General features: G+C 69.5%; 21 protein-coding genes. 7 read left to right on the forward strand and 14 right to left on the reverse strand.

Features of this window, described 5'->3' with window-relative positions; translation table 11 throughout:
* Positions 1–3: 3 nt before the first annotated feature.
* Positions 4–813: a DUF72 domain-containing protein gene (locus K2R93_00495; GenBank protein ID MBY0488289.1), complete on the reverse strand. Its 810-nt coding sequence runs from the start codon at positions 811–813 to the stop codon at positions 4–6.
* A 240-nt stretch (positions 814–1,053) separates the two neighbouring features.
* Between K2R93_00495 and K2R93_00500 the strand changes: the two genes are divergently transcribed.
* Together K2R93_00500 and K2R93_00505 are read left to right on the forward strand one after the other, a co-directional pair.
* Positions 1,054–1,542 (forward strand): hypothetical protein, encoded by a 489-nt coding sequence (locus tag K2R93_00500; protein ID MBY0488290.1) that lies wholly within the window; start codon positions 1,054–1,056, stop codon positions 1,540–1,542.
* A gap of 27 nt (positions 1,543–1,569) precedes the next feature.
* Positions 1,570–2,064, forward strand: coding sequence for a hypothetical protein (locus tag K2R93_00505; protein ID MBY0488291.1), 495 nt, complete (start codon positions 1,570–1,572; stop codon positions 2,062–2,064).
* A 15-nt stretch (positions 2,065–2,079) separates the two neighbouring features.
* Here the strand turns inward: K2R93_00505 and K2R93_00510 are convergent, their stop codons facing one another.
* Genes K2R93_00510 through K2R93_00540 form a run of 7 tightly spaced genes read right to left on the reverse strand, consistent with a single transcriptional unit; the run spans position 2,080 to position 8,965 of the window.
* Positions 2,080–3,618: a hypothetical protein gene (locus K2R93_00510; protein MBY0488292.1), complete on the reverse strand. Its 1,539-nt coding sequence runs from the start codon at positions 3,616–3,618 to the stop codon at positions 2,080–2,082.
* The gene (locus K2R93_00515) at positions 3,615–4,307 is read right to left on the reverse strand and encodes an ABC transporter ATP-binding protein (GenBank protein MBY0488293.1); all 693 of its coding nucleotides are present in this window, start codon (positions 4,305–4,307) and stop codon (positions 3,615–3,617) included. Before K2R93_00515 ends, K2R93_00510 begins: the two co-directional genes overlap by 4 nt.
* Positions 4,308–4,338: 31 nt before the next feature.
* Complete coding sequence (locus K2R93_00520; protein MBY0488294.1) at positions 4,339–5,547, reverse strand: ABC transporter permease; 1,209 nt, start codon at positions 5,545–5,547, stop codon at positions 4,339–4,341.
* A 9-nt stretch (positions 5,548–5,556) separates the two neighbouring features.
* A complete protein-coding gene (locus K2R93_00525) occupies positions 5,557–6,405 on the reverse strand; it encodes an FtsX-like permease family protein (GenBank protein ID MBY0488295.1) in 849 nt (282 codons plus the stop codon).
* Between the two features lie 18 nt (positions 6,406–6,423).
* The gene (locus tag K2R93_00530; protein ID MBY0488296.1) at positions 6,424–7,131 is read right to left on the reverse strand and encodes a metal-dependent transcriptional regulator; all 708 of its coding nucleotides are present in this window, start codon (positions 7,129–7,131) and stop codon (positions 6,424–6,426) included.
* A gap of 26 nt (positions 7,132–7,157) precedes the next feature.
* A complete protein-coding gene (locus K2R93_00535; protein MBY0488297.1) occupies positions 7,158–7,592 on the reverse strand; it encodes a universal stress protein in 435 nt (144 codons plus the stop codon).
* A 41-nt stretch (positions 7,593–7,633) separates the two neighbouring features.
* Positions 7,634–8,965 carry an Nramp family divalent metal transporter gene (locus tag K2R93_00540; protein MBY0488298.1) on the reverse strand — a complete coding sequence of 444 codons (1,332 nt, stop codon included), beginning with the start codon at positions 8,963–8,965 and terminating at the stop codon, positions 7,634–7,636.
* 324 nt (positions 8,966–9,289) lie between these two features.
* Here K2R93_00540 and K2R93_00545 point away from each other — a divergent pair, with 324 nt between their 5' ends.
* Positions 9,290–10,384 carry an outer membrane protein assembly factor gene (locus tag K2R93_00545; protein MBY0488299.1) on the forward strand — a complete coding sequence of 365 codons (1,095 nt, stop codon included), beginning with the start codon at positions 9,290–9,292 and terminating at the stop codon, positions 10,382–10,384.
* Positions 10,385–10,386: 2 nt separating this feature from the next.
* Positions 10,387–13,449 (forward strand): AAA family ATPase, encoded by a 3,063-nt coding sequence (locus K2R93_00550; protein ID MBY0488300.1) that lies wholly within the window; start codon positions 10,387–10,389, stop codon positions 13,447–13,449.
* Positions 13,450–13,597: 148 nt separating this feature from the next.
* Here K2R93_00550 and K2R93_00555 read toward each other — a convergent pair whose 3' ends face one another.
* From K2R93_00555 to K2R93_00570, 4 genes are read right to left on the reverse strand one after another with little or no spacing between them, the layout of a single operon-like run.
* Entirely contained in the window at positions 13,598–15,367 is a 1,770-nt protein-coding gene (locus K2R93_00555) for a gamma-glutamyltransferase family protein (protein MBY0488301.1), read from the reverse strand.
* Between the two features lie 11 nt (positions 15,368–15,378).
* Positions 15,379–15,984, reverse strand: a complete 606-nt coding sequence (locus tag K2R93_00560; protein MBY0488302.1) for a CoA pyrophosphatase — start codon at positions 15,982–15,984, stop codon at positions 15,379–15,381.
* A 20-nt stretch (positions 15,985–16,004) separates the two neighbouring features.
* Entirely contained in the window at positions 16,005–16,361 is a 357-nt protein-coding gene (locus tag K2R93_00565) for a hypothetical protein (protein MBY0488303.1), read from the reverse strand.
* A gap of 34 nt (positions 16,362–16,395) precedes the next feature.
* Positions 16,396–17,328: an LD-carboxypeptidase gene (locus K2R93_00570; GenBank protein ID MBY0488304.1), complete on the reverse strand. Its 933-nt coding sequence runs from the start codon at positions 17,326–17,328 to the stop codon at positions 16,396–16,398.
* A 69-nt stretch (positions 17,329–17,397) separates the two neighbouring features.
* On the opposite strand from K2R93_00570, the gene K2R93_00575 reads away from it, so the two are divergent.
* Positions 17,398–18,555, forward strand: coding sequence for a glycosyltransferase (locus K2R93_00575; GenBank protein ID MBY0488305.1), 1,158 nt, complete (start codon positions 17,398–17,400; stop codon positions 18,553–18,555).
* A gap of 98 nt (positions 18,556–18,653) precedes the next feature.
* Here K2R93_00575 and K2R93_00580 read toward each other — a convergent pair whose 3' ends face one another.
* Positions 18,654–19,499 carry a D-amino-acid transaminase gene (locus K2R93_00580; GenBank protein ID MBY0488306.1) on the reverse strand — a complete coding sequence of 282 codons (846 nt, stop codon included), beginning with the start codon at positions 19,497–19,499 and terminating at the stop codon, positions 18,654–18,656.
* Positions 19,500–19,515: 16 nt separating this feature from the next.
* The gene (chrA, locus tag K2R93_00585) at positions 19,516–20,625 is read right to left on the reverse strand and encodes a chromate efflux transporter (GenBank protein MBY0488307.1); all 1,110 of its coding nucleotides are present in this window, start codon (positions 20,623–20,625) and stop codon (positions 19,516–19,518) included.
* Between the two features lie 80 nt (positions 20,626–20,705).
* Here chrA and K2R93_00590 point away from each other — a divergent pair, with 80 nt between their 5' ends.
* Together K2R93_00590 and K2R93_00595 are read left to right on the forward strand one after the other, a co-directional pair.
* The gene (locus K2R93_00590; protein MBY0488308.1) at positions 20,706–24,074 is read left to right on the forward strand and encodes an N-6 DNA methylase; all 3,369 of its coding nucleotides are present in this window, start codon (positions 20,706–20,708) and stop codon (positions 24,072–24,074) included.
* Positions 24,067–26,427 (forward strand): DEAD/DEAH box helicase, encoded by a 2,361-nt coding sequence (locus tag K2R93_00595; GenBank protein ID MBY0488309.1) that lies wholly within the window; start codon positions 24,067–24,069, stop codon positions 26,425–26,427. Before K2R93_00590 ends, K2R93_00595 begins: the two co-directional genes overlap by 8 nt.
* Positions 26,428–26,439 lie beyond the last annotated feature (12 nt).

Below are 26,439 nucleotides of genomic sequence, written 5' to 3' on the forward strand. Positions count from 1 at the left end.
CCCTCAGAAGAGTGTCGCCTGATCCCCAATCGACGCCGGATCCACCGTCGGTAGGCCGAGGCGCTGCTGCAGCATGCGGACGCTCGCGGGCGCGTGGCCGGCGAAGTGGTTGTTTACGAACCCGTAGATCTCCCGCACCTGCCCCTGCAGCACCGGGATCATCTGCGCCCAGGCATCGAGCTCGGCGCTCCGATCGAACTGCAGGTGGGAGTAGTCCGTGATCGCGCGGTCGGGGCCCATCCAGCGGAGATAGGCGAAGTCAGCCGTGGGCATCCCACACAGCTTGAGCAGCCACTCGCGGGGAATCCAGCGCCCATCGCTCAGCGCCAACGCGACATTGTGCTGCTGCAGCAGCGTCAGCGTGCGCTTCCGGATCCACGCCGACTGCCGGAACTCCACCGCAAAGCGGAGATCACGCGGCAACTGGGCCAGGAACTCGGCGAAGGGCCCGCCCTCATGGGGCGCGAAGTCGGGGCCGCACTGAATGAGGATCGGGCCAAGCTTGGGGCCGAGCTCGCGCATGCGATCGGTGAAGGCCTGCAACACGTCGAGCGCGTCCACGAAGCGGCGCTCGTGGGTGATCTCCTGCGGCAGCTTGGCCGTGAAGACGAATCCGTCGGGAACGCGCGAGGCCCAGCCGCGCACGGTGCTCACCGGCGGAATGGCGTAGAACGTCGAGTCGATCTCCACCACGCGAAAGGCGCGGGCGAACAGGCGCAGAAAATCCGCCGGGCGAGTGCCCTCCGGATAGAAGGGCCCGACCCAGGCCGGGTAATTCCACCCTTGTGTGCCGAAGTGGAGTGAAGCGGGCATGTCCGAAAGCTCGATGTGGCACTCGGACACACGCAAGCGGTCAATGAGCGGTCCGCCGGCACCCGATGCAGTGCCTGCGGCCTGTGTCGCATTCACACCAGCGCAACACCGACGCCATTCGTCACACCGGCCCGCCACTGGACCCGCCGCCGAATCCCTCGTGCGGCCGCGCCGTATCGAAAGCACGGAGCCGCAACCGCATGGCTCCGTGTATCCCACCTTGCTCGCGGAGATCGATATATGCTGACGCTCGTGATCGCTGCCCTTACCGCCGTGAATACCGCCGCCGCCATGCCCGCCGCGCGCGCCACGGCTTCCACTCCCGTCGTGGCGGAACCGACCCGCTCGGCGGAACACATCGCCAAGGCGCGCCGTGCCCTCGTCCAGGGCGAACTGCAGGAGGCGCGACGGGAGTATGTGATCGCGTCGGCGCTCGATCGTGACGAAGGCAAGCTGCCGGCGGAGGCCGCGTTCGGTCTCGCGCAGGTGCTTTTCTCGCAGTTCGACGAGAAGGGCGCCGCCAAGGTGCTCGATCAGCTGGCGGATGAAGCATCGGCCAAGGGCGATGCGGACACCGAAGCGCGCGCACTGACCGATGCCGTGTGGCTCAATCTGAATACGCACCAAACCGCGCGCGCCCGTGTCGATGCGGAGCGCCTGCGCGAGCTGCTGAAGGGCGAACGCCTCTCGACGGAGACGCGCGCGTACATCACCGCCCGTATCCGCTAATCCACGACCATCAACCGGAGTGCGATCATGCTGATCACGACTTTGCTGATGGCGTTGCACACGACCATCGCCACGCCCGCCGCCGATCCGGCGGCTCTGTTGCCGATTCACGCCGTTGCCCGCGCGGCGGCCTCCCTCTCCATGGAACCGGACTACCTCGCCCGGGCCATGGCGGCCGAAGCGGCCGGTGACCTTGAGACGGCCCGTCGGGAGTACGTCGTGGCGGTCGCGCTCGAGCGCGATTCGGGCCGCCTCCCCACTGAAGCGGCGTATGGCCTCGCCTTCGTGCTGAACGAGCAGGGGAAGTATCGGGAGAGCGCCGCGGTACTCGAGGCGCTCGCCAACGATGCCTCTGCCAAGCACGACACCGATACCGAAGCGCGTGCCCTGCTCGACGCGCTCTACCTCAACAGCCGGGCTCACCGGCATGCGCACGCCCGTGACAACATGGAGCGGCTGACCATGCTGGCCAAGCACCCGGCGCTCGCGCCGTCCCTGCGCAAGCGCATCACCGCGATCTGAGCCGCGCAGGCGGCGCTAGCGGTACGTCTCGAAGAACCCGCGGCCGCGTCCCGACAGGGCGCGGCCGCGGATGCGTCCGCTCAACGCCGCGTCGCCGGCCATCTGCACAAACCACGGGCGCGTGAGATTGCGGGCGTACGCGCCCTCCCCGCGCTCGATCAGCCCCAGCCGGGTGTCCGTTGCCACGGCATCGTCGATCGTGAGCGTGACGCGCAGCGTGTCGGCGCCGCGCACGTCCACCAGTTCGGCCGTGGCCGGGACCTTGAGCGGTCCCTCGCGCGTCATGACCACGCGCGCGTCGTCATAGCGAATGGACTTGGGGCGGAAGAGCGCCAGGAACCCCTGCGCATCCGTGACGTACACGAACAGCGGCGACGTGCCACCACTGTCTTCCGGTGCGACGCGGCCATAGAGCAGCGTATACTCACCCGCTCGCGTGGCGCCCCATTCCCAGGTCACCCCACGCCACCCACCCCAGTTGTGATCGTGATAGCTCTGCGCGGCGCTGTAGGCGGTACACGCGCCGGCCACGCAGATCGCCCCTGACGCCTCGGCGCGCAGCGCGGGGACGGCGTAGCCACTCGTGAAATCGCCACTCACCAGCTGGGCGCCGGGAAACTCCACGCGCGGTGTGGGGGCCACCGTCAGGTCCAGCGTCAACGGCGTGCCCCGGCCCTCCTCGCGCGCTTCCGCGTGCAACGCATACCGCCCATCGGGCTGCACGGTCACCGTGCTGTTGCCGATGCGCAGATTGGCGTCGGTGGTGCTGAAGCGCACCTGCTGGCGCGGCACGCGCTGCACGAAGCGGCGCGGCGGTTTGCCGCGCTCGTGCAAGGTGACCAGCATCTGCCCGCCCCAGAGCGTGTCGCGCACATCGCCGCCCACGAGGAACGTGATGAACGCCCACCGCGTCGCGTCGGGCGAGAGCACATTAAAGTAGTGCCACTCGCCCCACGTCGCCGGGTTCGGCATGTCCGGCGCCGGCAGATGGAAGTGATCGATATCGTGCCGCAACTCCGCCAGTGTAGGCGCGCTCCATCGGCGATCCGCATCGTCATCGCCCCACGCGCCCTGCACGATGCGGGGCATGGCGCCGAGCGCCGCGGTCGCGCTCGGCAACTCACCGGTGGCACGCACGGCATGCTCCACGCCATCGGCGGTGGTGAGATAGAGCAGCTTGCCCTCGAGCTGCGGTGCGGCCACCGACACGGCATCTGCAAGGCGCGGCGAGGTCAGCACCTGCCGATGCACAAAGCGCGCGTTGGGCACCGAGAAGAAAAGCCCCCCGAGACCACCGGTGGTGAGCACTTCCACGTCGATCCCCTCGGGGAGCACCGTGATGGCCCCGCCGCCCACGAGGCGCTCCTGACTGGCCTGTCGCACCATCGCCTCGCCCACCGCGAGCAGCACGATCATCACCCCGACGCCCACGCCAAAGCCGCTGCACAGCAGGAACGCACGCCACGGCCGCGAGGCCACCGTGCGCCACGCCAGCAGCCACGACATCGCCAGGCGCATCGCCCCCGGGCGTTCGACGGCGCCAGGTCCCGTCATGCCGGCGCGGCCGCCTCGCGGCCCGTATCGTCGTGCACGCGGCCATCGCGCAGGCGAATGACGCGCTGCGCCGCCTGCGCCACCACACCATCGTGCGTCACGAACACCAACGTCGTGCCATCGCGATGCAGCTGCCCGAACAGCTCGAGCAAGCGCTCGCCCGTGGCCGCATCGAGCTCGCCCGTGGGTTCATCGGCCAGCAGCAGCGCCGGTTCATTCGCCAGCGCGCGGGCGATGGCCACGCGCTGCTGTTCGCCGCCCGAGAGTTGCGTGGGGCGGTGCGTGCGACGGTCGCCGAGGCCAACATACCCGAGCAACTCGGCGGCCCGTGCGCGGCGCGTGGTCTTGGCAACGCCGGCCTCGGCCATCGGCAGCTCCACGTTCTCGAGCGCCGACAGCGTAGGCATGAGGTAGAACCGCTGAAAGACAAAGCCGATGTGGCGCAGGCGAAAGGCGGTGGCGTCGGCATCGTTGAGCAGGGCCGTGTTGCGGCCATTCACCCACACCTGCCCCGCCGACGGCGTGTCCACCGCTCCGAGCAGGTGCAGCAGCGTGCTCTTGCCGCAGCCCGAGGGGCCGGTGATGGCCGCGAACTCCCCCCGGTGGATATCGAGCGAAATACCGCGAACGGCATGCACCGTCGCGTCGCCCATCCGGTAACTGCGCTCCACGTCGAGGCAACGAATCACCGGCTCGGCAGAACCCGGAGTACGCACAGTCTCAGCCAATGGCTTCCTCCCGCAGCGCGCGGGCAATGGGAATCGACGCCGCCCGCCATGCGGGGAGCAGACCGGCGAGCGAGCCGCTCACCAGGAGCATCGCGAGCGCACGCCACGCGGCATCGGGCGTCCAGACAAAGAAGTCGAAGCTCGCCGGCAGCCCCGGAAAGTCACTCAGGATGCCGTTGAGCCAGCGTGCGGTCACGAGACCGAGCCCGAGCCCACCCACAATCCCGGCGCCGCTCAGCATGAAGCCTTCGAGAAAGACCTGCCGCAACACGCCACCGCTCGAGGTGCCAATGGCACGCAGCACCGCGATCTCGCCGCGGCGCTCGTTGACGCTGAGCGTGATGAGCGTGGCCACGAGCAGAAAGCCGATCCCGAGGCTGATCGCGCCGAGCACGAACGCGAGCTGACGGAAGTAGGAGAGCCGCTCCTCCACCTGACGAATGGCGGTCTCCGTGGAAATGGCATTCACCCGCGGCTGCGTGCGCCCGATCCAGGCGCGCGCGGCTTCGACGCTCGCCGAGTCGCCGCGGCGCACTTCGGCCATGGCGAGCGACATGCGATCGTGAAACGTGGGCCCCGAGAGCCGGCGAACGCTGGCCAGTGGGAGCGCCATCACCGGCGTTTCATTGGGTACGTAGTAGAAGCGCCCCTCGCCCACGAGCACCACCGTGCGCGAGCGCGCCATGCTGCGCAGCTGCGCATCGGCGCCGGCCGAGACCGTGAGCGTATCGCCAAGCCGGCGGTGCGTGCGCATCAGGAACATGCGGCTCACCACCGCCGGCAAGACCCCCGTGTCGGCCGCAGTGACGGGGATATCGCGCCCCTGTTCCAACACGTAGTCCCCCTGCACATCCGACGCGAGCCCCAGCGTGAAGACGCTCGGCACCAGCTGATCCGGCATCGCCAGCGTGGTTCCCAGCGAGGGGCTCACCGCCTTGATGTCGGGATTGGCGCGCAGGGCCGCCACGATCGCGTCAGCTCCATCGATGGTGGCTTCGCTGTCAAAGGGGAGCGTCCCCTTGGGCGCGATGCGCAACTGATAGCCGCGCGTGAGCATCAACGCCCGAAAGCTCGTGCGCATGCCGGTCGCGAGCATCACCATGTCGAGCAGCAGCGCGGCCGCCACCGCGATGCCGAGGATGGCCAGCGTGGTCCGCGCCGGATGACGACGCAGCGTGGCCCACGCGAGCGTGGTGCGCATGGACATCGGCTAGCGCCCCATAAGCGTGAGCGGCGGCGTGCGCACGAGGCGCCACGCGGCCACCGCACCGGCACCGATGCCCAGCGTGAGCGACAGCAGCGTGGCAAAGGCGAAGATCTGTGGCGTGAGCAGCGCAAAGAGGAGCGGCGTGCGATAGACCTGCTGGAAGTGCGCGTTCACGATGAGCGACGCGATCCAGCCCACGACGGCCCCCAGCGCACTACCGATCAGCGAGACGAGCGCCGCCTCGATCACGATCGCGCGCACCACGGTGCCTTGCGAGATCCCCAGCAGGCGGAGGGCCGCGACATCGCGCTTGCGCTCCTCCACACTCAGGAGCAGGAGGCAGAGCAGAAACACCGCGCTGGCCACGACCGTGATGATGCCAATGGCGGTGTGGAAGCGCTCGACGACCTGAAAGGTGCGCGAACTTTTCACCGCCACCGCTTTGCTGGGGTGAGCGCGAAAGCCAAAGGCCACGTGATTGATGCGAGCCACCGCGCTGTCGATTGAGACGCCGTCGCGCACCCCCACGGCAAACCGATCCACCCGATCATCGGCCCCCAGGAGCTGCTGCAGCTGGCTGAGATGCGTGCGGATGCGGTACTCGCGCCGGGCCACTTCGGCCGGATCGGCCTTGCGCTCGAAGATGGCGCGCACGACCGCGCTGTCCGTCGGGGCGCCGGGGACTGCGGAGAGCCGCACACGGGCGCCGACGCTCAGACCAAGGTCTTCGGCGAGTCGCGTATCGATCGCAATCCCGCGCGCTTGGGCGCCTGCGGTTCCGGCGATCAGGGGCGCGCCGGCCAACGCGCACGCCAGCGCGACTGACACTCGCCGCGCGAGTGCCAGAGGCATTCGTTCCCACCGCATGGGTCAGTCCGTCGACTTCAGGGCATCAGGCATCGTGTCCACCAATACCTGAGCGGCAAGATTAGGTCCAACGACCGGTTCGGTGGTGCCGATGCGGAGCGTGATGGGCCCGTCGAAGGGGGCGCGGGCGACGAGCGTCACCTCGGCGCCGGGCTGCAGGGCGATCTCGGCGAGGTACCGCAGGAACGACGAATCCTTGTCGCTCACGACGCGCACCATGCGCGCGGTTTCGCCCACCGCCAGCTCGGCGAGGGTGCGGTGCGAGCGCTCATCCACCTCGCCGTCCACGGTGGGGATCGGCGCGCCGTGCGGATCCTCGGTGGGATCGCCGAGCGCCGCGGCCATGCAGGCAATGAGCGCGTCACTGGCCGCATGCTCCAGCCGTTCGGCCTCGGCGTGCACCTGATCCCACGGATAGCCCAGCACGCGCGTGAGATAGGTCTCGAGGATCCGGTGTCGGCGAATGGTGCGCAGCGCGGCCCGGCGGCCGAGCGGCGTGAGCTGCACGCCCTTGTAGGGGACGTGATCGCAGTACCCCTGCTGAGCCAGACGCCGGATCATGCCCGTCACGCTGGCGGGGGCGACGGCGAGCGCCTGCGCGACATCGGTGGTGGCCGCCGCGCCATGGCGCCGCTCGAGCTCGTAGATCGCCTTGAGGTAATCCTCAACAGGCTCGGTCAGGACCGGCGGAGCGGGCTGGGGCGCGGACATGCGGCAAAAAGTAATGCGCGGCGTGCTTACGCCGGACGCTTGGGCGAGCGGACCATCAGCACCGGCACGGTCGTCTTGTGGCGCACGGCGTTGGCAGTGGTCCCGTAGAGCAGGTCCTGGATCCCCTTGTGGCCATGCACGGCCATGGCGATCAGGTCGCACGACTCGCGATCGGCGGCGGCAGCAATCTCGGCGGCCGGATCACCGCCGGCCAGCACGCACTGCGAGTCGAAGCCTTCGTCGCGGAGCGACGCGCAGCACTGCTCCAGATACTCGCGGTCCTGCCGCATCTCTTCGCTTTCGCGCAGCTTGAGCGACTGCTGATTGCGGGCGGCCCACCCGTCGGCGACGTGAATGAGCAGCAGCGACGACTCGCAGAGCTTCGCGAGCTGACGCACATGCTCGAGGATCACGCGATCGTACGGCGAATGCTCGAGCGGAACGAGGATGCGTCGGTACATGCGTCAGACGAGGCGCGGGGCGGGAAGGAGCAGCAGCACGGTCATGCCAGCCAGCCGCGGACCGTCTGCACCAGCAACCAGGCGTTCAGCGCGGCAATCACGATGGCGACCGTATAGGCCGCCACGCGCAGCAGCGTCGAATTGACGAACTCGCCCATCTTGGCCGGATCGGACGTGAAGCGGACCAGCGGAAACACCGCGAAGGAGAGCTGCAACGACAGCACCACCTGGCTGAACACCAGCAGCTGGGCCGTGCCGCTCTCCCCGTAAAATATCGCCACGACCGCCGCCGGCACGATGGCAATCGCGCGCGTGATGAGGCGCCGCAGCCAGGGCCGGATGCGCAGATCGAGGAACCCTTCCATCACGATCTGGCCCGCCAGCGTACCGGTGAGCGTGGAATTCTGTCCCGACGCCAACAGGGCCAGCGCGAAGACCGCGCTCGCACCCGTCACACCCAGCAGGGGGGTGAGCAGCTGGTGCGCGTCCTGAATCTCGGCGACCTGGGTATTGCCGGTGCGGTGAAACGTCGCCGCCGCGACAATGAGAATCGCCGCGTTGATGAAGAGTGCGAAGGTGAGCGCGATGGTGGAATCGACGAAGGCAAACCGCACCGCCTCCCGCTTCCCTTCGGCGTTCTCGGCGTACTTGCGGGTCTGCACGATGGACGAGTGCAGATACAGGTTGTGCGGCATCACCGTCGCGCCGAGGATGCCGATCGCGATGTAGAGCTTCTCCGGATCGCGCACGATCTCGATGCTCGGTAGGAACCCGCGCGCGACCTCACCCATGTCGGGGCGCGAGATCACCAGCTCGAAGAGGAAGCAGCCGCCCACCACGGCCACGAGCGCAATGACGAGCGCCTCGAGCAGCCGGAAGCCCTTGTTCTGGAGATAGAGCACCACCAGCACGTCGAGCGCGGTGAGCCCGATGCCCCAGGGGAGCGGAATCTTGAACAGCAGGTTGAGGGCGATGGCCGAGCCGATCACCTCGGCGAGGTCGCAGGCGGCAATGGCCACCTCGCACAGCAGCCAGAGGATGAACGCCACGCGCGGCGAGTAATGATCACGACACGCCTGCGCGAGATCACGCCCGGTGACGATGCCCAGCTTGGAGGCGAGCCCCTGCAGGAGCACCGCCATCAGGTTGGACATCAGGATGACGGTCAGGAGCGTGTACCCGAACCGTGACCCACCCGCGAGATCGGTGGCCCAGTTGCCCGGGTCCATGTAGCCAACGGCCACGAGATAGCCGGGCCCGGCAAAAGCGAGGAGCTTCCGGAACCAGGAGGTGCCGGTGATCTCGACCGAGCGATGCACCTCCGCCAGGGACGGCGCGAGTCGCGCCCGTCGCCACCCGGCGTCGGGGTCGATCGGAGCAGTCGGCGGGGCGTTCGTTTCACTCATCGTCGGTAATTTAGCTGAGACTAAATATTTATTTCAAGCGATCGGTACCTGACCTGCGGAGATGCGGAGAGGAAAAGCAGCGGAGGCCGACGTACGCCTCCGCTGCACCGCTCCTCCGGATACTCCGCAGGGCGGGTACCCGCGCGATCTCGTGGAAAGTGGTAACTGATTGCAATAATTGAATTTCCCTTCATGCCGCGGCGGCGCTACGTCACCTGACGTATCGTTTCTACGTCACGGGTGGCCGATCATGCTGGTGTCCCTGATCTGACCCTTTCCGCCGGTGCTGCCATGACGCCCTTCCGCCGTTCCTCCATCCCTGCTTTGCTCGCAATCGCGCTGTGCATTCCGCAGCGGGGTTCGGCGCAATCCACGGATTCCACCCAGTGGCGCCGCCGGCTGCAGCCGTTCCCGGCGATCGCCTCGGCGCCGGAGACCGGGCTGCAGCTCGGGCTAACCATGCTCGCCGTGTTCGAGCCGCCTGCGGCGCGCCATGCGCGGCCGGCGTCGATTGTGCCGACGATCATCCGAAGCGCCAAAGGGCAGACGCGGGCGAGTGTCGAAGGTGAGTACTGGTCGCGGGAGAACGCGCGGCGGCTCTGGGGGAGTCTGGCCTGGCAGCGCTTCCCGCTCCCCTACTACGGCGTGGGCGATCAGACGCCCGAGACGGCGAAGGAGACCTACACGCCGGAGGGCATCGATGCGCAGGCCACCATCCAGCAGCGGGTGCATGGGCAGTGGTACGGTCTGGTGTCGGCACGACTGATCGACCAGACGATCACGGCCGACACGACCACCGGCGTGCTGCGCACCAAGACGATCACCGGCGCCACCGGCGGACGGGTCAGCGAAGTGGGCGTTGGACTGCTTCGCGATTCGCGCGACTTCGTGTTCAATCCGCATCGCGGCACCCTCGCGCAGCTCACCGTCACGGCCTCGCGGTCGGCGATCGGCTCCGACTTCTCATACGTGCGTCGCCGACTGGATGTGCGGCAGTACGTCCCGGTGGGCGCCTCCACATTGGCCCTGAACTACCTCGGCCTCTGGATCGACGGCGACGCGATTCCGTTCGACCAGCTGAATCTCGTGGGCGGTGGCGACATGCTCCGCGGCTACACGCGTGGCCGCTATCGCGATGTGAACCTGCAGGCGGCGCAGGCCGAGTGGCGCACACCCATCCGCCGGCGCGTCGGGGCGGTGGCGTTCGGTGGGCTGGGCATCCTGAACGATCACAACAGCGCCACGAGCACAAAGGCGCTCCCGACGTACGGCGCGGGGCTCCGCTTCCAGATCGACCCGCGGCAGCGCACCGCCGTGCGCGTGGACTATGGCCGCGGTCGCGATGGTGCGAGCGGTCTCTACATCGGCTTCAACCAGGCCTTCTGATCATGACTGCCTCGGCGGCCTCACCGCGCGCCTCCGTCAGCGCGCTCCCGTTCGTCGGACGCGAGAGTGAACTCGCCCGGCTCACGCAGTGTCAGCAGGACGCGGCGGCCGGACTGGGCCAGCTCGTGCTGCTGAGCGGTGACGGCGGCGTGGGCAAGTCTCGCCTGCTCGCAGAATCGATCGCCGCCGCGCGCGCGAGCGGCTGGCAGGTCGCCCATGGACAGGCGTACCCGTTGGAGACGGCCATTCCCTACGCCGTGTTCGCCGATGCGATGGCCCCGCTGCTCGCCACACTCGACAGCGGCGCGCTGATGCGGCTCACGCGCGGCGATCGTGCCATTCTCGCGGCGCTGGCGCCGGACCTCCTTGATCGCGGCTCGGGCAACCTGCTCGCCGAGGGCGTGAACCCCGCCGAGCAGCGCGTTCGCCTGCACACCGCCATTCGGCAACTGCTGACGCGCCTGTCGGAGAAGACGCCGCTCTATCTCTGCCTCGAGAATCTGCAGTGGGCAGACAGCGCCTCGGTGGAGTTGCTGCATTTTCTTGGGCGCCAGGTGGCCTCGCAGCGACTCATCATTGTGGCGTGCTGGAACGAGACGGACCGCACGCTCCCCGATGAGTTTCGCCTTGCACTCCGCTCGCTGCGCTCGCTGGGCGGCGCCGTGGATGTGCGCCTGACGCCGCTGACGCAGCCCACGGTGAAGGCGGTTCTTGCTGCCCACTTCGGCGTCTCCGACGTGGTCGTAGACGCGTTCGCCACCCGGCTCCATCAGGCAACCCTCGGCAACGCGTTCTTCCTCGATCAGGTGCTGCGCGAGCTCGTCTCGCGTGGTGACGTGCGACAGCAGGGCGGCGTGTGGGTCGGCTGGCACGTGGAGACGCTGACGCTCCCGCCGTCGGTTCGCGATGTACTGGCCGATCGCCTGGCGCGTCTCGGTGCGCCCGCGCGTCGGCTCGCCGAGATCATTGCCGTGGCCGATAGCGGCGCGACACACGACGTGGTCCGTACGGTCGCGCGCATGGCCGTGGGCGATGGCACACTGGGGCTCGACGATGCCGCGATCTTCGAGGCGCTGCGCGAGCTGCGCGACGGCGACATCATCACCGAGCGCCCGGGGGGCGACAGCGTGGTGTACGCGGTCGTGCATCCGATGATGCAACAGGCGCTGGTGGAATCGGTGGGGCTCGCCCGTGAACGCGAACTCCACGCCACGCTCGCGCGGGCCATGGAAGCCGTGAGCCCGCAGCCATCCACCGCGCAGACGGAAACCATCGCCGTGCACTGGCTCCGTGCCGATCCGCGCGAACAGCCCGCGGTGGCAGTCCGGTGGCTCGTGGCGGCCGGTCGGCAGGCACTGCTGCGACTCGCCCGCCGTGAGGCGGCCGAGCTGCTCCGCGCGGCCCTCGATCGCGCGGACGCCCACCCCGAGGTGGTTCCGGCCAACACCCGCGACGATTTGGTGGACGATCTGATGCGCGTCTATCGGCGCCTCGGTGACTACCAGCAGGCGATCGCAATGTGCAAACGCGCCATCGAGCACGCCACGGCGACTGGCAACGCGCTGGCGCTGGCGATCGCCGAGCGTCGCTATGCGCTGTCGCTCACGGGGTTGGGGCGCCGCGAAGAGGCGTTGGCCCACTACGACGCGGCCATCGCGCACGCGCGCCGAGCGGGGAGCGACTCGCTGGTCATTCGCACGCAACTCGCCAAGGGCGATGCGATGCAGATGCTCGGCCTCTCCGACGACGCCAAGCGCGAAGTCGCCGACGCGGTCGCGACCGCGGAGTCGCTGGGCGACATCTCCCTGCAGGCGCGCGCGCATCGCATCCTGCTTATGCTGCATGTGTGGACGGGGCCGGCGCATCGCGCGTGGAGCTACGCGCGCAGCGCCGTGCAACTCGCGGAGAAGAGCGGTGAGCGCAATCTGCGGTGGCATGCGCATTTCGGGGCGGCGGTGCTGGGTGGGCTTACCTCGCAGACGCAGGCCTTGGCCACGCACCTCGAGCAGGCGACGCGGCTCGCGCAGGAACTCGCGAGTCCGTTGCTTGAACTGCGCTGCGCCGAAATTGCGCTGGAGTATCGCGCCGGCATCGGCCAATGGGACCGCGCCCTCGCCGAGGGCGAAGGCGCGATCACACTGGCGCGGGCGCTTGACCAAACCACGCTGCGCGCGCGCATCCTGCATTGGGTGAGCGGCGTGTATCTGCAGCGGGGCGACATTCCCACCGCCCAACGCCTCGTGCAGGAAGCGTGGGAAGTGTCCGGTGCGGCGCAGCTGGACCACTCCCGCCCGTTCGAAGTGCACGGCGTGTTGCCGGCCTTCGTGGCCCGCACGCGCTATCTCGAAGCGGTCGGTGAACGCGCCGAAGCGCTCCGCGTGGGGCAGATCGCGCTCGACATGGCGATGCGCACGGGCTACGTCGCGTGGGCGGTCTATCGCCTCATGCCCACCATGATCGAAGCCGCCCTCGCACTGGGCGACACCGCGACGGTGGACGTACTCCGTCAGCGCCTGGAGCAGGCCGCGGCCCATCTCGCGCACCCGATCGGCCGCGCCTGGGTCGAAGTGATCGACGGCGAGCGCGCCCGCGCGGCCGGGGACTTTTCCACGGCCATCGCGCACCTGCAGCGCGCCATCGCCCAACTCGAAGCGGTCCCTTATCCGTTCGATGCCGCCAAGGCGCGCCTGCGACTCGCCCGCGTATACCACGAGAGTGGCGCCCGCGACGACGCGGTCCATGAGGCCCGCGAGGCGCTCACGATGTTCGACCAGGTCGGCGCCGCCCCCGCCGCCACCGACGCCCGCGAGATCCTGCGCGAACTCGGCGCGCGCCTCCCGGTCGCCCCTGACAATGCCGCCGGCGCCTTCGCCGATCTCACCGCCCGCGAGCTCGAGATCGTGAAGCTCGTCGCGCAACGCCTCTCCAACAAAGAGATCGGCGCACGCCTGGGCATCACCGCACGCACGGCGGGGACGCACCTGGCGAACATCTTTGATAAGGTAGGAGTCAGAGACCGGACGGGATTGGGGGATTTGGCGCGGGAGAAAGGACTCCTTCGGTAACGGCGGAAGCCTGTACATCGGAAGCTGAAACGGCGGAAGCTGGACATCGGGACCCGCAGTTCCCGATGTCCAGCTTCCGACGTTCACGCTTCCGATGTACAGGCTTCCGCAGTTTGCAGTTTGCCGTTCGTGGTCCGGCTGCTGCCGCTCAGTACCCCGCCGCCACTCCATCCCGCCGCGGGTCCGCCACCCCGATCCGCTTCCCGCTCGGCGACACGTACACCGCGTGGACGCCACCGAAGGTGATGTCGGCGACGCGGCTCACGGGGATGTAGCCGCGGGCGACGAGTGCCTGATACACCGTGGTCGTGTAACCCGGCTCCACCTCGACGTCCTTCTGACCGGCGCTCGCATAGATGCGCGGCGCGGCGACGGCCATGAACGGGTCTTCGCCGAACGCCAGCATGCGGAGCGTGACCTGCGTGATCGCGGGCTGGATGTACTGCGAACCGGCGGCGCCCACCACGAGGCGCACCTTGCCGTGGTCGAGGATGACCGTTGGCGACATCGTGGAGTTCGCGTAGCGGTTCGTGCCGCGCGTGCGCGCGTCGAAGTTGCTCCCCGACGAGTTGAGGAAGAAACCGCCGGTGTACACCCCGCTGCCGAACAGCACGCCCACCGTGGTGGTCGCCGAAACCGCACTGCCGCTCGCGTCCACCACGGCGAGGTGCGAGGTGAAGCTCTGCCCTTCCGGCTCCTCCTGCTTCGGCTCGTGCAGCAGATCCGCCGCGTCGTGCGCCGGCGCAGTCACACTGGCGCTCACGGCAGGATACGGGTTGAGCGGCGCGCACGTCGCGGGGACGCTCGCGGTATCGAACGCCCACGGATCGCCGGCCAGCAGCGAGTCGCTCAACGGCGCGCCCACCCGCGCGGCGCGCGCCTTCGCAAAGCCGCTGTGCGACACGCCGTGCGCCGGTACACGCTGCGCGAGCGGATCCCCGCGCCAACGATTGGCGTCCACACCGCCGATGCGCAGGATGTCGGCCATCTTCACCACCGCGTCAGGCTTGTCGGTAAAGCCCCCGGCGTTGGTCACGCCTGTCGCATCGGCGATCTGCAGCATCTCGAGCACACTCGAGCCTCCCATCGGCGGCGGCGCGCCGAGCACCGTGTAGCCACGCCACTCCGTGCACAGCGGGCGCATCGCCGTGACGGGATAGGTCTTCATGTCGCCCACGGTGATCAGCCCACCCAGGCTCTGCACCTTGGTCGCAAGCGCCTCGGCGATCGCACCGGTGTAGAACGCGTCGCGCCCGCCATCACGAATGCGCTCGAGCGTGGCGGCGAGTTCCGGCTGCACCAGCTTGTCGCCCGGCCGCAACGCGACGCCGTTCGGCATGAAGCGCGCCTTGGCGAGCGAGTCGGCTTCGAGCTTGGCCTTGCTGCTCGCAATCGTGCGCGACAGCAGCGGCGAGACGATGAACCCGTCCTTCGCCAGGCGAATGGCCGGCGCCATCACCTGCGCGATCGGGAGCTTCCCCCAGCGGCGATGCGCCTCGAGCAGCCCGGCGACCTGCCCCGGCGTCGCGGCGGCGCGGCCGGGACCACGGGTCCCCGCCGCCTGCGCCCACGCCGTGTCGCTTCCCGTGCGTGGATAGAAGCTCAGGTGCTCGACCGTCTTCGTCTGCGCGTTGTAGTAGGTCATCGCGCCACCGCCACCGAGACCGGTCTGCGACACATCGGTCACGCCCAACGCGAACGCCGTGGCCACAAAGCCGTCCACGGCATTGCCACCCGCGCGCAGGACTTCAGCCCCGGCGGCGGCGGCATCGGGGTGCGATGCGGCCACCATGCCGGCGCTTCCCTCCACGCGCTTGCCAGCCATCGGCGACATCGCCGCCGGAGACGAGGGACGCGCGCAGGCGGCCAGCTGCCAGCCCGCCGCGACCAACAGCGGAAACTTCGTCGTAAAACGCATGAACCGAAGGGTCAGGGATCCAACAGCGGGAGCAACTGGCGCACGATGCGCTCAGTGAGCCCCCACACGATGTGTTCGTGGACGCGATAGCCCGGGAAACGGGCGCGCGCGCCATTGATGGTCATCACGTGTTCCGCCTGCGCATCGTCGGCCCGCAAGCGCGCCACCGGCACCCAGAAGGTGGCCGCGACCTCATCGCTCGGGATGAACGACACATCCGGTGGCACGACCGCCACGAACGGTCGGATTACGATGCTCGGCAGATTTACGTTGCGCGGCGCCAGGTCATCGAGGCGCCCCAGCACGCGGCCGGCGGTGAGATCGAGCGCCAGCTCTTCCATCGTTTCGCGTACGGCCGTGTACTCGAGCGACGGGTCCTGCGGCTCATGGCGCCCCCCGGGGAATGCCATGTGGCCACTCCAGGGATCGCCCTCGCGATACGCGCGCTTGATGAACAGCAGTTCGGGCGCGTCGTCCACCACCCGAAACACGGCCGCCACCGCCGCGCGCTTGTCGGCCTCATCCTCACGCGGCGCATGTGACGCGAGGCGCACCGCCAACCGGGCCAGGTCGGGGTGCGCCAACGCAGCATCCAGCGGCGACGGAGGGAACGGCATCGCGCCGGTGACGGAGGCGCTCAGTCGGCCACCTCGCCACCCGACGCCACCCACTCGCGGAAGCCACCGGCCATCGACGCCACGTTCGTGTAGCCCATCTCCCGCAGCGCCAGCGCCGCCAGCGCCGACCGATTGCCGCTGGCGCAGCTGAGCACCACGCGCGCGTCGCGCGGGACCTTGGCCTCGATCTGCGTTTCGAGCACACCGCGGCCGATGTAGATCGCCGGCTTGGGGTGGCCAAGGTTCCACTCGTTCTGCTCACGAATGTCGATGAGCACGAGTTCCTCGCCGCGAGCGAGCGCGTCCTGCACCTCACGGGGCGTCACTTCGGTGATTTGCGCCTTGGCTTCGGCGATGAGCTGCTGAGCGGTCTTCATAGAGTCATCCTGTCAGGTGAAGGTCAGGTCGCACTCAGGCGCGCACGGTGAGCGCGCGCGCATCGGCGTCGAGCGTTGCCGCCGCGCCAAAGGGAATCGTCCACTGATCGTCAATATGTCCCACGGGCACCCCGAGCACGGCCGGCACCTGCAGGTGATCAGCGACCTCCTGTACAATCGCCGGCAGCGCCCGCGCACCGTCGCTGGTGCTCTCGGGGCAGTCGGTGAACTGTCCGAACGCCAGCCCGGCGCAGCCGTCGAACGCACCGGCGTGTACGAGCTGCGTCAGCATGCGGTCGAGGCGATACGTGGCTTCGTTGATGTCTTCGAGCACCACAATGGCATCGCGAAAATCCCACGCCCAGGGGGTGCCGCAGAGGCTCGCGACGAGTGCCAGATTGCCGCCCGCCAACCGCCCGTGCGCGCGCCCGCCGCGCAGCACGGTGGCCTCCGGCGCGCGCCACAGCGCCTCGGTGCGCCCCTGCACCATGGGGATGAAGTGCTCGCGTGAGAACGGCGTCAGCACCGCCCGCGCCGTGGGGGCATGATAGCTCGCCAGTCCGGCTCGCGCCCACGCGGCGTGCAGCGCCGTGATGTCGGAGTAGCCCAGCAGCGCCTTGGGACGCGCCTGCTGCAGCACCGGCCAGACGGCCGGCAGCAGCCGCGCCGCGCCATAGCCACCCCGCAGACACCAGATGCCATCGATGGTGTCATCCTGCAGCGCCGCGATGAGATCGGCCGCACGCGCGTGATCGGGGCCGGCAAAGTACCCCTCGCGCGCGAGCGCATGCGGCCCGACCCACGTGCTCCAGCCGAGAGACTGCGCGGTGTCGATGGCGCGCTCGAGCTCATGCGGCCCGTTGAGCGGTCCGGACGGCGACACCAGCGCCACATGCGAACCAGGCGGCAGCGCCGGCGGTTCAGGAAGGGCATGATGGGGCGCCGAATGGCTCGCCGTCGCAGTCATGCCTTGAACGTACTCGGCGTGAAGGCCCGAGGCCACGCGCCGCGTCCCCGCCATCACTACGTTCCGCCCGTGTCTGTGCTACTTCCTGTTCTGCTCGCCCTCCCCTGGTGGGCCGCCCCCGCCGCGCTTGGGGGTCGGCTCCGCCATACGCCGTCGCTCGACGACGTGGACGCGACGCCTCCCGCCGGCGCCGACCGCGTCTCCATCGTGCTCCCGGCCCGGAATGAAGCGGCGCACATCGCCGCCTGTGTGGCGAGTCTGCGGGCAAGCACCTGGCCGAATCTCGAGATCATCGTGGTGGACGACCACTCCACCGACGGCACCGGTGACCTCGCCCGCGCCGCCGCCGCTGGCGACCCGCGCGTGCAGGTGCTCGCCGCCCCCGATCTCCCCGGCGACTGGTTCGGCAAGCAATGGGCCTGCCACACGGGCGCGCAACGCGCCACCGGCCGCTGGCTGCTCTTCACTGATGCCGATACGCGCCACGGCCCCGAGCTGGTCGCCCGCATGATGGCCCTGCGCAGTCGCCGCGCCGCCGATCTCTTCTCCGTGGCGGGCCGCCAGGTCATGGGCACGATCTGGGAGCAGGCCGTGCAGCCGAGCGTCTTCACGCTCATCCTTGGCCGCTACGGCGGCGCCGATCAGCTGGAACGCGCCAGCCACCCGCGTGACGTGGTCGCCAACGGACAGTGCTTCCTAGTGAGCCGCCCCTGGTACGATCAGATCGGCGGCCATGTCGCGGTGCGACAGTACGTCGCCGAGGACCTCATGATCGCCCAGCGCACCCTCCTCGCCGGCGGCCGCGTCTCCATGGCCCTCGGCGTGCGCCACCTGAGCACCCGCATGTACGACGGCCTCGCCTCGCTCATGAAAGGCTGGGGAAAGAACCTCTACGCCGGCGGCCGCCACGCGATGTGGGGCGGCGAGACCGTGCGCCGGTGGCTCTACCCACTGCTGCTCCTCGCCTTCCCCTTCGGCATCGTGGGCCCGTTCCTCGGTGCAGCGATCGGTGCGTTGCTAGGCATGCCGCTGCTTACGGCCTGGGGCCTCGGCGCTTCACTCGCTGTCCTGAGCAGCTTCGCGCTCGCGAACGTGCTGAACAAGGATCCGGTGTGGCGGGCAATCTATGCCCCACTCGGCGGGATCGTGCTGCTCGTGATCTGCCTCAAGGCCATCACGCGCGGCGATCAGGTTGAGTGGAAAGGCCGGGCGTACACGTCGCGCTAGTCCTCCGTTGCCCCGCCCCTCCGCAGGTCAGGCACGACCGAGGTCAGCGGTGCGAGTACATCTTGCTGGAAGCAACGGAGGGACGGAGTAACGGAGGTCTACGCCGTGAGGCGACGCGCCCGTTCGATGTAGCCGTTGCGCAACGCGGTCGTGACGGGCCCGGGCTGACCATTGGCGATGGTGTGGTCATCGACCTGTGTCACCGGCAGCACGAAGCTCGTGGCGCTCGTCAGGAAGAGCTCGTCGGCGCCCAGCGCCTGCTCGAGCGTGAACGCGCGCTGCTTCACCGTCACGCCGTGCGCCTCGGCAACATCCAGCAACGCATGCCGGGTGATGCCGGCCAGAATGTCGGTCGAGAGCGGCCGCGTCTGCACCATGCCGTGCTTCACCATCCACAGGTTGCTCGAGCCGCCCTCGGTCACCACGCCGTCTTCGTGCATGAGCGCTTCGAAGGCGCCCGCTGTGCGCGCGGCCTGCTTGGCAAGGACCTGCGCCAGCATGGACGTACTCTTGATGTCGCAGCGCGCCCACCGCAGGTCGGGCACGACATGGAGGCGCACGCCGCTCGCATTCGGGTCGTCGCTCAGACGCTTGGGACGCGCGTACGCGAACGCCGTGGGCGTGGGGTTCGCCGGGAACGGAAAGTCACGCTCGGCGGGGCCCCGCGTGACCTGCAGATACACCAGCCCTTCCTCGATCGCATTCTTCGTCGCCAGCTGCTGCATCACGTCGAGCCACTGCGCGGTGGTCGCCGGCGCCGGGAGGCCGATCATGCGCTGCGAACGCTCGAGTCGATGGAGGTGCAGATCGGCGTCCAGCAGGCGGCCGTTGAACACGGCGGCCACTTCGTACACGCCGTCGCCAAAGAGCACGCCACGATCGAAGATCGACAGCTTGGCCTGATCTTCAGGCAGGAATTCGCCGTTGAGCCAGCAGGTCCGCATCGCGAGAGACACCAGGTCAGAGCAGGCGCAGCAGGCCGGCGAGCCCTCCCAGCAGGAGAACCCAACCCGCCCCCACGCGCGTGGTGAGCAACAACAGGGAGGTGGCCAGAAAGATAGCGAGCGCAAGCGGCTGCGCGGCCACTGCCCGCGCCATGACGAGTACCACGCTCACCATCAGCGCGAGGGACACGGCATTCACGACATCGAGGGCCGGCGCCAGACGCGGGTCCCCACGGAGCCGCCGAACGAAGGGCGCGGTGAGCGCCACCCCCACGAACGCGGGGAGAAAGATCCCGGCGGTGGCCGCCCAGGCCCCGGCCGAACCTCCGAGCAGATAGCCCACAAAGGTGGCCGCCGAGAAGACGGGGCCTGGCGTCACCTGCCCCACCGCGAGGGCGTCGGTCAGCACATGCAGCCGCTCGCCGAACTCCCCCCGCAGGAAGGTGAGCAGCACATACCCGCTCCCGTACAGCACGCTGCCGATCTTGGCAAAGCTCAGAAAAATCGTACCCGTGCCGAGCGTGGTCGTGGCGGCCGCGCCGGTAGCGGAGAGCGCCACGGGGAGGGCGCTGGTATTGGTTCGTGCGATCATCGCGATCGCCAGGATCACCGCCGCCAGCAGCACGGTGAGCTCCGACACCCCCGCCAGCACCGCGACCAGTGCCGCGCCGGCGAGCACGGCGGCGAGTCGCGACCGTACGAAGCTGCCTTTCAGTCGCCAGGCCGCCTGCACCACCACCGCGAGCACCGCGGGCTGCATGCCACTGAGGGCGGCCGCGACGTCCACGCGTGCGCCGAGCCGCGTGTAAAGCACGGCGAGCCCCCACACGAGGAGCACGGCGGGGAGGATGAACCCCACGCCGGCGGCCACGAGCCCCGGCCATCCGGCACGCCGATAGCCGAGGTGACTGGCGAGCTCGGTGGAGTTGGGGCCGGGAATGAGATTGGCCGCACCCACCAGATCGGCGAACTCCTCGCGCGACACCCACTGCCGCCGCGTGACGAGTTCGTCTTCCATGGCGGCGATGTGCGCCAGCGGTCCACCGAAGGCCGTCACGCCGAGCCGCACGAACACGGCCGCGACGTCGCGAACCGAGGCTTGGGGCGCGGAATGGGCGGTGGTCATCCACGCAACCTCGAATGAAATGATCCAATGCGCAACGTTCCGATGACACACGTCGCGCGCACACGACACATCGTGCCGCCGTGCTCACCATCAAGACTGCTGCTTCCCTTCTCGCATCGGCCGATTCGCTCGACACGATGCTCCCCATCGCGCACCTGCTGGGCTTCACCGGCGAGGTGACCCGCCTGCGCGGGGCCGCGCGGCGCGATCTGGGTATCGCTTCCTACGCGAGCCAGGCCCGGCTGGTCCCGGGGAGCGGTGCGATCTGCTGCTTGCTCGCCCGCCTGGCGCCGCCGGCGGCTGTTGGCCCGACCTACGATGCCCGCGAGCGCACCCGCCTGCTGGCGGTGCAGCTCGTGAAGCGCTCGCCCACCCGGCACTGGTGTGTGCTGGCGATCGATCACGACGGGCACCTGCTCACGCTCGCCACCGTCACCGACTCGCCCCACGGGCCGCGCATTGCCGCGCTGCGCCTCGATCGGCGGCGCGTGCTCGACTCCGATGCCGACACGGTACGGGCGCTCGCCGCGGTGACCGATGACGACCCGCTGCTCCGCCATGCGCGCTTCACCGACATCCTGCGCCGCGATGCGCTCACGCATCGCTTCTACCGGGCACTTGAACAGAGCGTCACCGCGCTTGGCGACTCCCTCTCGCTGGCGGACACCCCGCGTCGGCCGGGCCGCCCTCCGGCCTCGCCACTCGCCATGGAGCGGCGCGAGCTGGCGTTGCTCGCCGCGTCGCGCCTGCTGTTCCTCGCCTTCATCGAGGCGAAAGGGTGGCTCAACGGGCAACGGGACTTCCTCATGCAGCACGCGCTGCGGGTGCTCGAGGCCAATGGCTCGCTGCACGAGGCGCTGTTGCGGCCGCTCTTCTTCGGCACGCTCAACACGCCACGTTCCCGACGGGCGCCCGTGGCGCGGGCGTTCGGGGCGGTGCCCTTTCTCAACGGCGGCCTGTTCACGCCCACGCCGCTCGAGAAGCGCTTCACGCGCTACCGCTTCAGCAATGACGCGCTCACAGGACTCGTGACGGGCGTGCTCGACCGCTATCGCTTTACCGCGCGCGAAGACTCCGCCAGTTGGTCGGAGGCCGCGGTGGATCCGGAAATGCTGGGACGTGCCTTCGAGTCGTTGATGGCAGCCGAGGAACGGCGGCGTTCCGGTTCCTTCTACACGCCGCCGCATCTGGTCGCGCAGGCGGTGCGTGAGGCATTGCTCAGTGCAATCCCCGAACTGCCGACAGCTCTGCTCGACGATCAGCCGGATGTACGCCCCCTGCCGGCGGCACTGGCTGCGCGGTTGCGGCCGCAGCTCGAGGCGCTGCGGGTGCTTGATCCGGCGTGCGGCTCGGGGGCGTTCCTGGTGCACGTACTCGAGCGTATCGATGCAGCGCTGGCGGCGTGTGGCGACGTGCGGGAGGCGCATGTGCGCCGTCGCGAGGTGCTGACGCGCTCCGTCTTCGGGGTGGACCGTCAGCCGATGGCCGTATGGCTCTGCGAGCTTCGACTGTGGCTGTCGGTGGTGATTGAATGCGCCGAGCCGGATGTCGCGCGCCTGGCACCGCTGCCGAATCTCGATCATCACATTCGTGTGGGCGACTCGCTGGCGGGTGGGGCGTTCGACTTTGCCCCACCGTCGCCAGCGCGGCTCACCGCGCTGCGGGCGCGCTACGTACGCGCCAGCGGGGCGCGCAAGGCCACCTTGGCCAGTGAGCTCGACCGCGAGGAGCGCCAGCGAGCGCTTGCGGAGCTGGACCGTCGCCGGAGCGCGGTGTACGCCGAGCGTGAAGCACTCCTGCTGTCGTTGCGCGGGCGCGACCTGTTCGGTGAACGGCGACGTGCATCGGCGGCGGATCGCGCGCAGCTGGCGCTGCTGCGTCTGTCGGTGCGGGCGCTGGCGTTGCAGCGTCGCGCGCTGGCGCTGGGTGGGGCGTTGCCCTTTCGCTATGCAGCGATGTTTGCCGATGTCGCGGCGCGGGGCGGATTCACGCTGGTGGTGGGGAACCCGCCGTGGGTGCGGCCGCATGCCATGCCGGTCGCCGAGCGGGTGTGGCTGCGGCAGGAGTTCCGGACGATGCGCGATGCCACGTGGCGGGACGGGGCGCGGGGTGCCGGTGCGGGGGCGGGCTTTGCCGGGCAGGCCGATCTGGCGGTGGCGTTCATCGAGCGCGCCGTGCAATTGCTGGCCCCGAACGGCACGCTGGCGCTGCTCGTGCCGGCCAAGCTGTGGCGGACGCTGTCGGGCGGCGGCGTTCGGCGGCTGCTGTTGCGAGACGCGCAGCTGCGTGCGCTGCACGACTGGAGCGACGCGCCGGCGCAGTTCGATGCCGCGACCTATCCGTCGCTCGTGGTCGCCACGCGCCGAGCGCCAGTGGAGCGGCTGGCGCTGGCCGAGTGGGCGGCAGCCCCGTCGGAGGGGTCGGCGGTTCTCACCACCACCACTGGCTCGGCGCAAGAGATGACGATCCGCATTTCGATCACGCGAACGCACACCACGCGCTTCAGCACCAGTGCGCCGGCGCTGTCGCTGGGCGGCGAGGCGGGCGCGCCGTGGGTGTTGCTGCCGGCGCCGGCGCAGGCGGCCTTCGAGACGTTGCGGCGCACGGGCGTACCCCTCGCGCAGTCCGTGATGGGGCGGCCGCTGCTGGGGGTGAAGTGCGGGTACAACGCGGCCTTTCTGGTGCGGGCGGTGGAGCATGATGATGATACGGCGACCGTGATGACCGACGATCCTGCGCGCCCGCGCCAGGGGGTCATCGAGCGCACGCTGTTGCGCCCGGTTCTGCGTGGTGAGGAGGTCGGTCACTGGTTCCTCGATCATGAGGTAACGACAAGCGGCTCTGCACAAACGCTGCGCATCATCTGGACGCACAACTCGGCGGGCGAGGTGCTGCGCACGCTGCCACCGGCGACGGCGCGGTGGATGGCGCAATGGAAACCGGGTTTGAGCAGCCGGTCGGATATCCGGCATCGGCAGCCGTGGTGGACGCTCTTCCGTACCGAAGCGGCGCGGAGCGATGCGGTGCGCATCGTGTGGGCGGACATCGGTCGGAAGTTACGCTCGCGGGTGCTGCTGCCCGGCGATCCCACGGTGCCGCTCAACTCCTGCTATGTCGTGCGGGCGCCGCATCCCAACGACGCCTATGCGCTGCATGCGCTCCTGCGCTCCACGATCGCGTCGGCGTGGTTGGATGTGCTCGCCGAGCCAGCGCGTGGCGGGTTCCGCCGCTTTCTGGGGTGGACGGTCGCCGCGTTACCGGTGCCGCGGGATTGGGCGTCGGCTGTGCGCCTGCTCGCGCCGGCCGGTCGCGCGTTGTCGCGGGATGATCACCGGCAGCTCGAGGCGCAGACGAACGCCTTGCTCGATCTGGATGAGCTGGTGGCGCTCGCCTATGGGATTCCGGTCAACGAATTGCTTCCCCTGCTGGAGTGGTACGTGCATGCGTGAGGATCCTGGGATGACATCGCCGAGCCGCGCGGCTGAGGATGCGGTGCCCCCCGCGCCGCGTTCGTCGCGCGTGGCGCAGCGGCGGCTCGAGCTGGTGCGTGCCTACGTCGCGCAGAGTGTGTTGCCGCCACTTCCCTCGCCGACGTTGGGCGAGGTGGTGCTGGCCCCGCATCAGCGGGAGGCAGCGGCGCGACTGCTGCGCATACTGGCGCGACATGGCGGGGCGTTGCTCGCCGATGATGTGGGGTTGGGCAAGACGTACGTGGGGCTGGCCGTGGCGCGGGAGTACGAGCGGTGCATGGTGATTGCGCCAGCGGCGCTGTTGCCGATGTGGGCGGCGGCGGTGCGGCGCACGCACACCACGGGAGCCGCGCTCGTGTCGCTGCATGCCTTTTCGCGTGGCGATGGGCCTGCGCTCGATACGGGCGCGCGACGACTGGTGATCATCGACGAGGCGCATCATCTGCGGAATCCCGCCACGCAGCGATACCAACGGGTGTCAGCAGCGATTGCCGGCGCGGATGTGCTGTTGCTGTCGGCGACGCCCGTGCACAATCGCGAGGGCGATGTCCGGGCGATGCTGGCGCTCTTTGCCGGAAGTCGGCCGAACCTACTGGAGGCGGGGCGGCGTGCGGAGCTGATCGTGCGCCGAGACGCGGCCATGGTGGGCGGGGCATCGAGTGCCGTCGCGGGGAGCCGGCCGGCGGTGCGGTGGCATCGGGCGCATCGGGTACCGATGGATCGCGCGATTCTGGAGCGGATCATGGCGTTGCCGGCGCCGTTGCCGGCCAAGGACGGGGCGGAGGCCGGGGCGCTCATCCGCATGGGGTTGCTGCGCGCCTGGTGTTCGAGCGAGGCGGCGTTGCTCGATGCGGTGCGCAGGCGGCGGTTGCGCGGCGCGGTGTTGCGCGATGCGTTGGAGGTGGGGCGCCATCCGACGCAGGCGGAGCTGCGATCGTGGGCCGTCTCGGAGGGCGACGTGCAGCTCGGATTCGCCGAGCTGTTGGCGTCGGGGCCGGTGGAGCATGGGCCGTTGCTCGCCGTTTTGGACCGTCACCTGGCGGCGCTGGAAGCGCTTTCCGATGCGCTGCGGAGCGCCGGTGGTAGTGACGCGGAGCGGGCGGCGTGGTTGAGGCGCGTAGTGGCGGCGCATCCGGGGGTGCCGGTAGTGGCGTTCTCGCAGTACGCGCGCACGGTGGAGGCGATGTACCGGGCGCTCCGCGATATCGCTGGCGTCGGGATGCTGACCGGTGCGCGTGCGCGGATTGCCAGCGGCCCGATCGGCCGGCAGGAGGCGTTGCAGCGATTCGCGCCGAGGGCGCATGAACGTCCGCCACCGCCGTCGCATGCGGCGATCCGTGTGCTGCTGACGACGGATCTGTTAGCCGAGGGGGTGAACCTGCAGGATGCGGGCGTCGTGGTGCATTGCGATGCGCCGTGGACCGCGGCGTTGCGTGATCAGCGAGTGGGGCGCGCGGTGCGCATGGGCTCACCGTGGGGGGTGGTGCACGTCTATCGGCTGGCGCCGTCGCTCGAGGTCGAGGGGGCGTTGCGATGGGAGGCGCGGGTGGTGCGCAAGGCGGCGATTGGTGCGCGGGTGGTGGGGCGCGCCGGGAGATCGCGGAGTGTGGTGGAAGTGCGCAGTGCACTGCTGGCGCAGTTTGCCGAGTGGGCCCGTGCATCGGACGCGGTGGATGTCCCGGATGCGGCGTCGCTACGGGTGGCGGTGCAGCGCGTGCGGGCCTTGCCCGTGGTGGGTGGTGTGCGACCGGTGGTGGCGGCGCTGATCGCGGGCGGCGCATCGCGCGCGGCGAGCGGCGTGATGGCCGCCTGGTTGGTGGATGGCGGATGGCGCGTCAGTGGGCGCGATGCGCGGGTGATGGCGTTCGTGGCGGCGGCGAGTGCGGGGCCGGTGGCGCCGGCGCAGGTGTCGAGTGCGGCGAAGCGCGCGTGGCTGCGCGGGGTGTGGCGCGCCGAAGCGCGGTGGCGTGGGCGCGCGGCGGCGCGGGTGATTGCGGGGGAGGATCCCGGGGCACTGAGTGCGGTGCAGCGGAGCGCGTCGGCGCAGCTCGCGTGGGTGGCGCGGGGGCTGTCGGTTGCGGAGCGGGTGCGACTGGCGCCGTTCTTCGTGCGGGCACAGCGAGCGGTGGCGATGGCGCGCTCGCCGGTGGCGGAGCGGGCGTTGCGCGGGTGGCTCGCCCAGGGGAATGCGCCGGTCGGCGACTGGATGGCGCGGGCGCCGGCAGCTGAGGAGCGGGTGTCGACACCGGAGACGGAGGGCGCGTCGGGCGGGCGCGTGCGGTATGTGCTCCTCCTGGTGGCGTGCGCTGCGTTTCGCGAACGGCGCGTGTAGACTTCGCGCACC

It is taken from the genome of Gemmatimonadaceae bacterium (assembly GCA_019752115.1).
Classification (GTDB): domain Bacteria; phylum Gemmatimonadota; class Gemmatimonadetes; order Gemmatimonadales; family Gemmatimonadaceae; genus Gemmatimonas.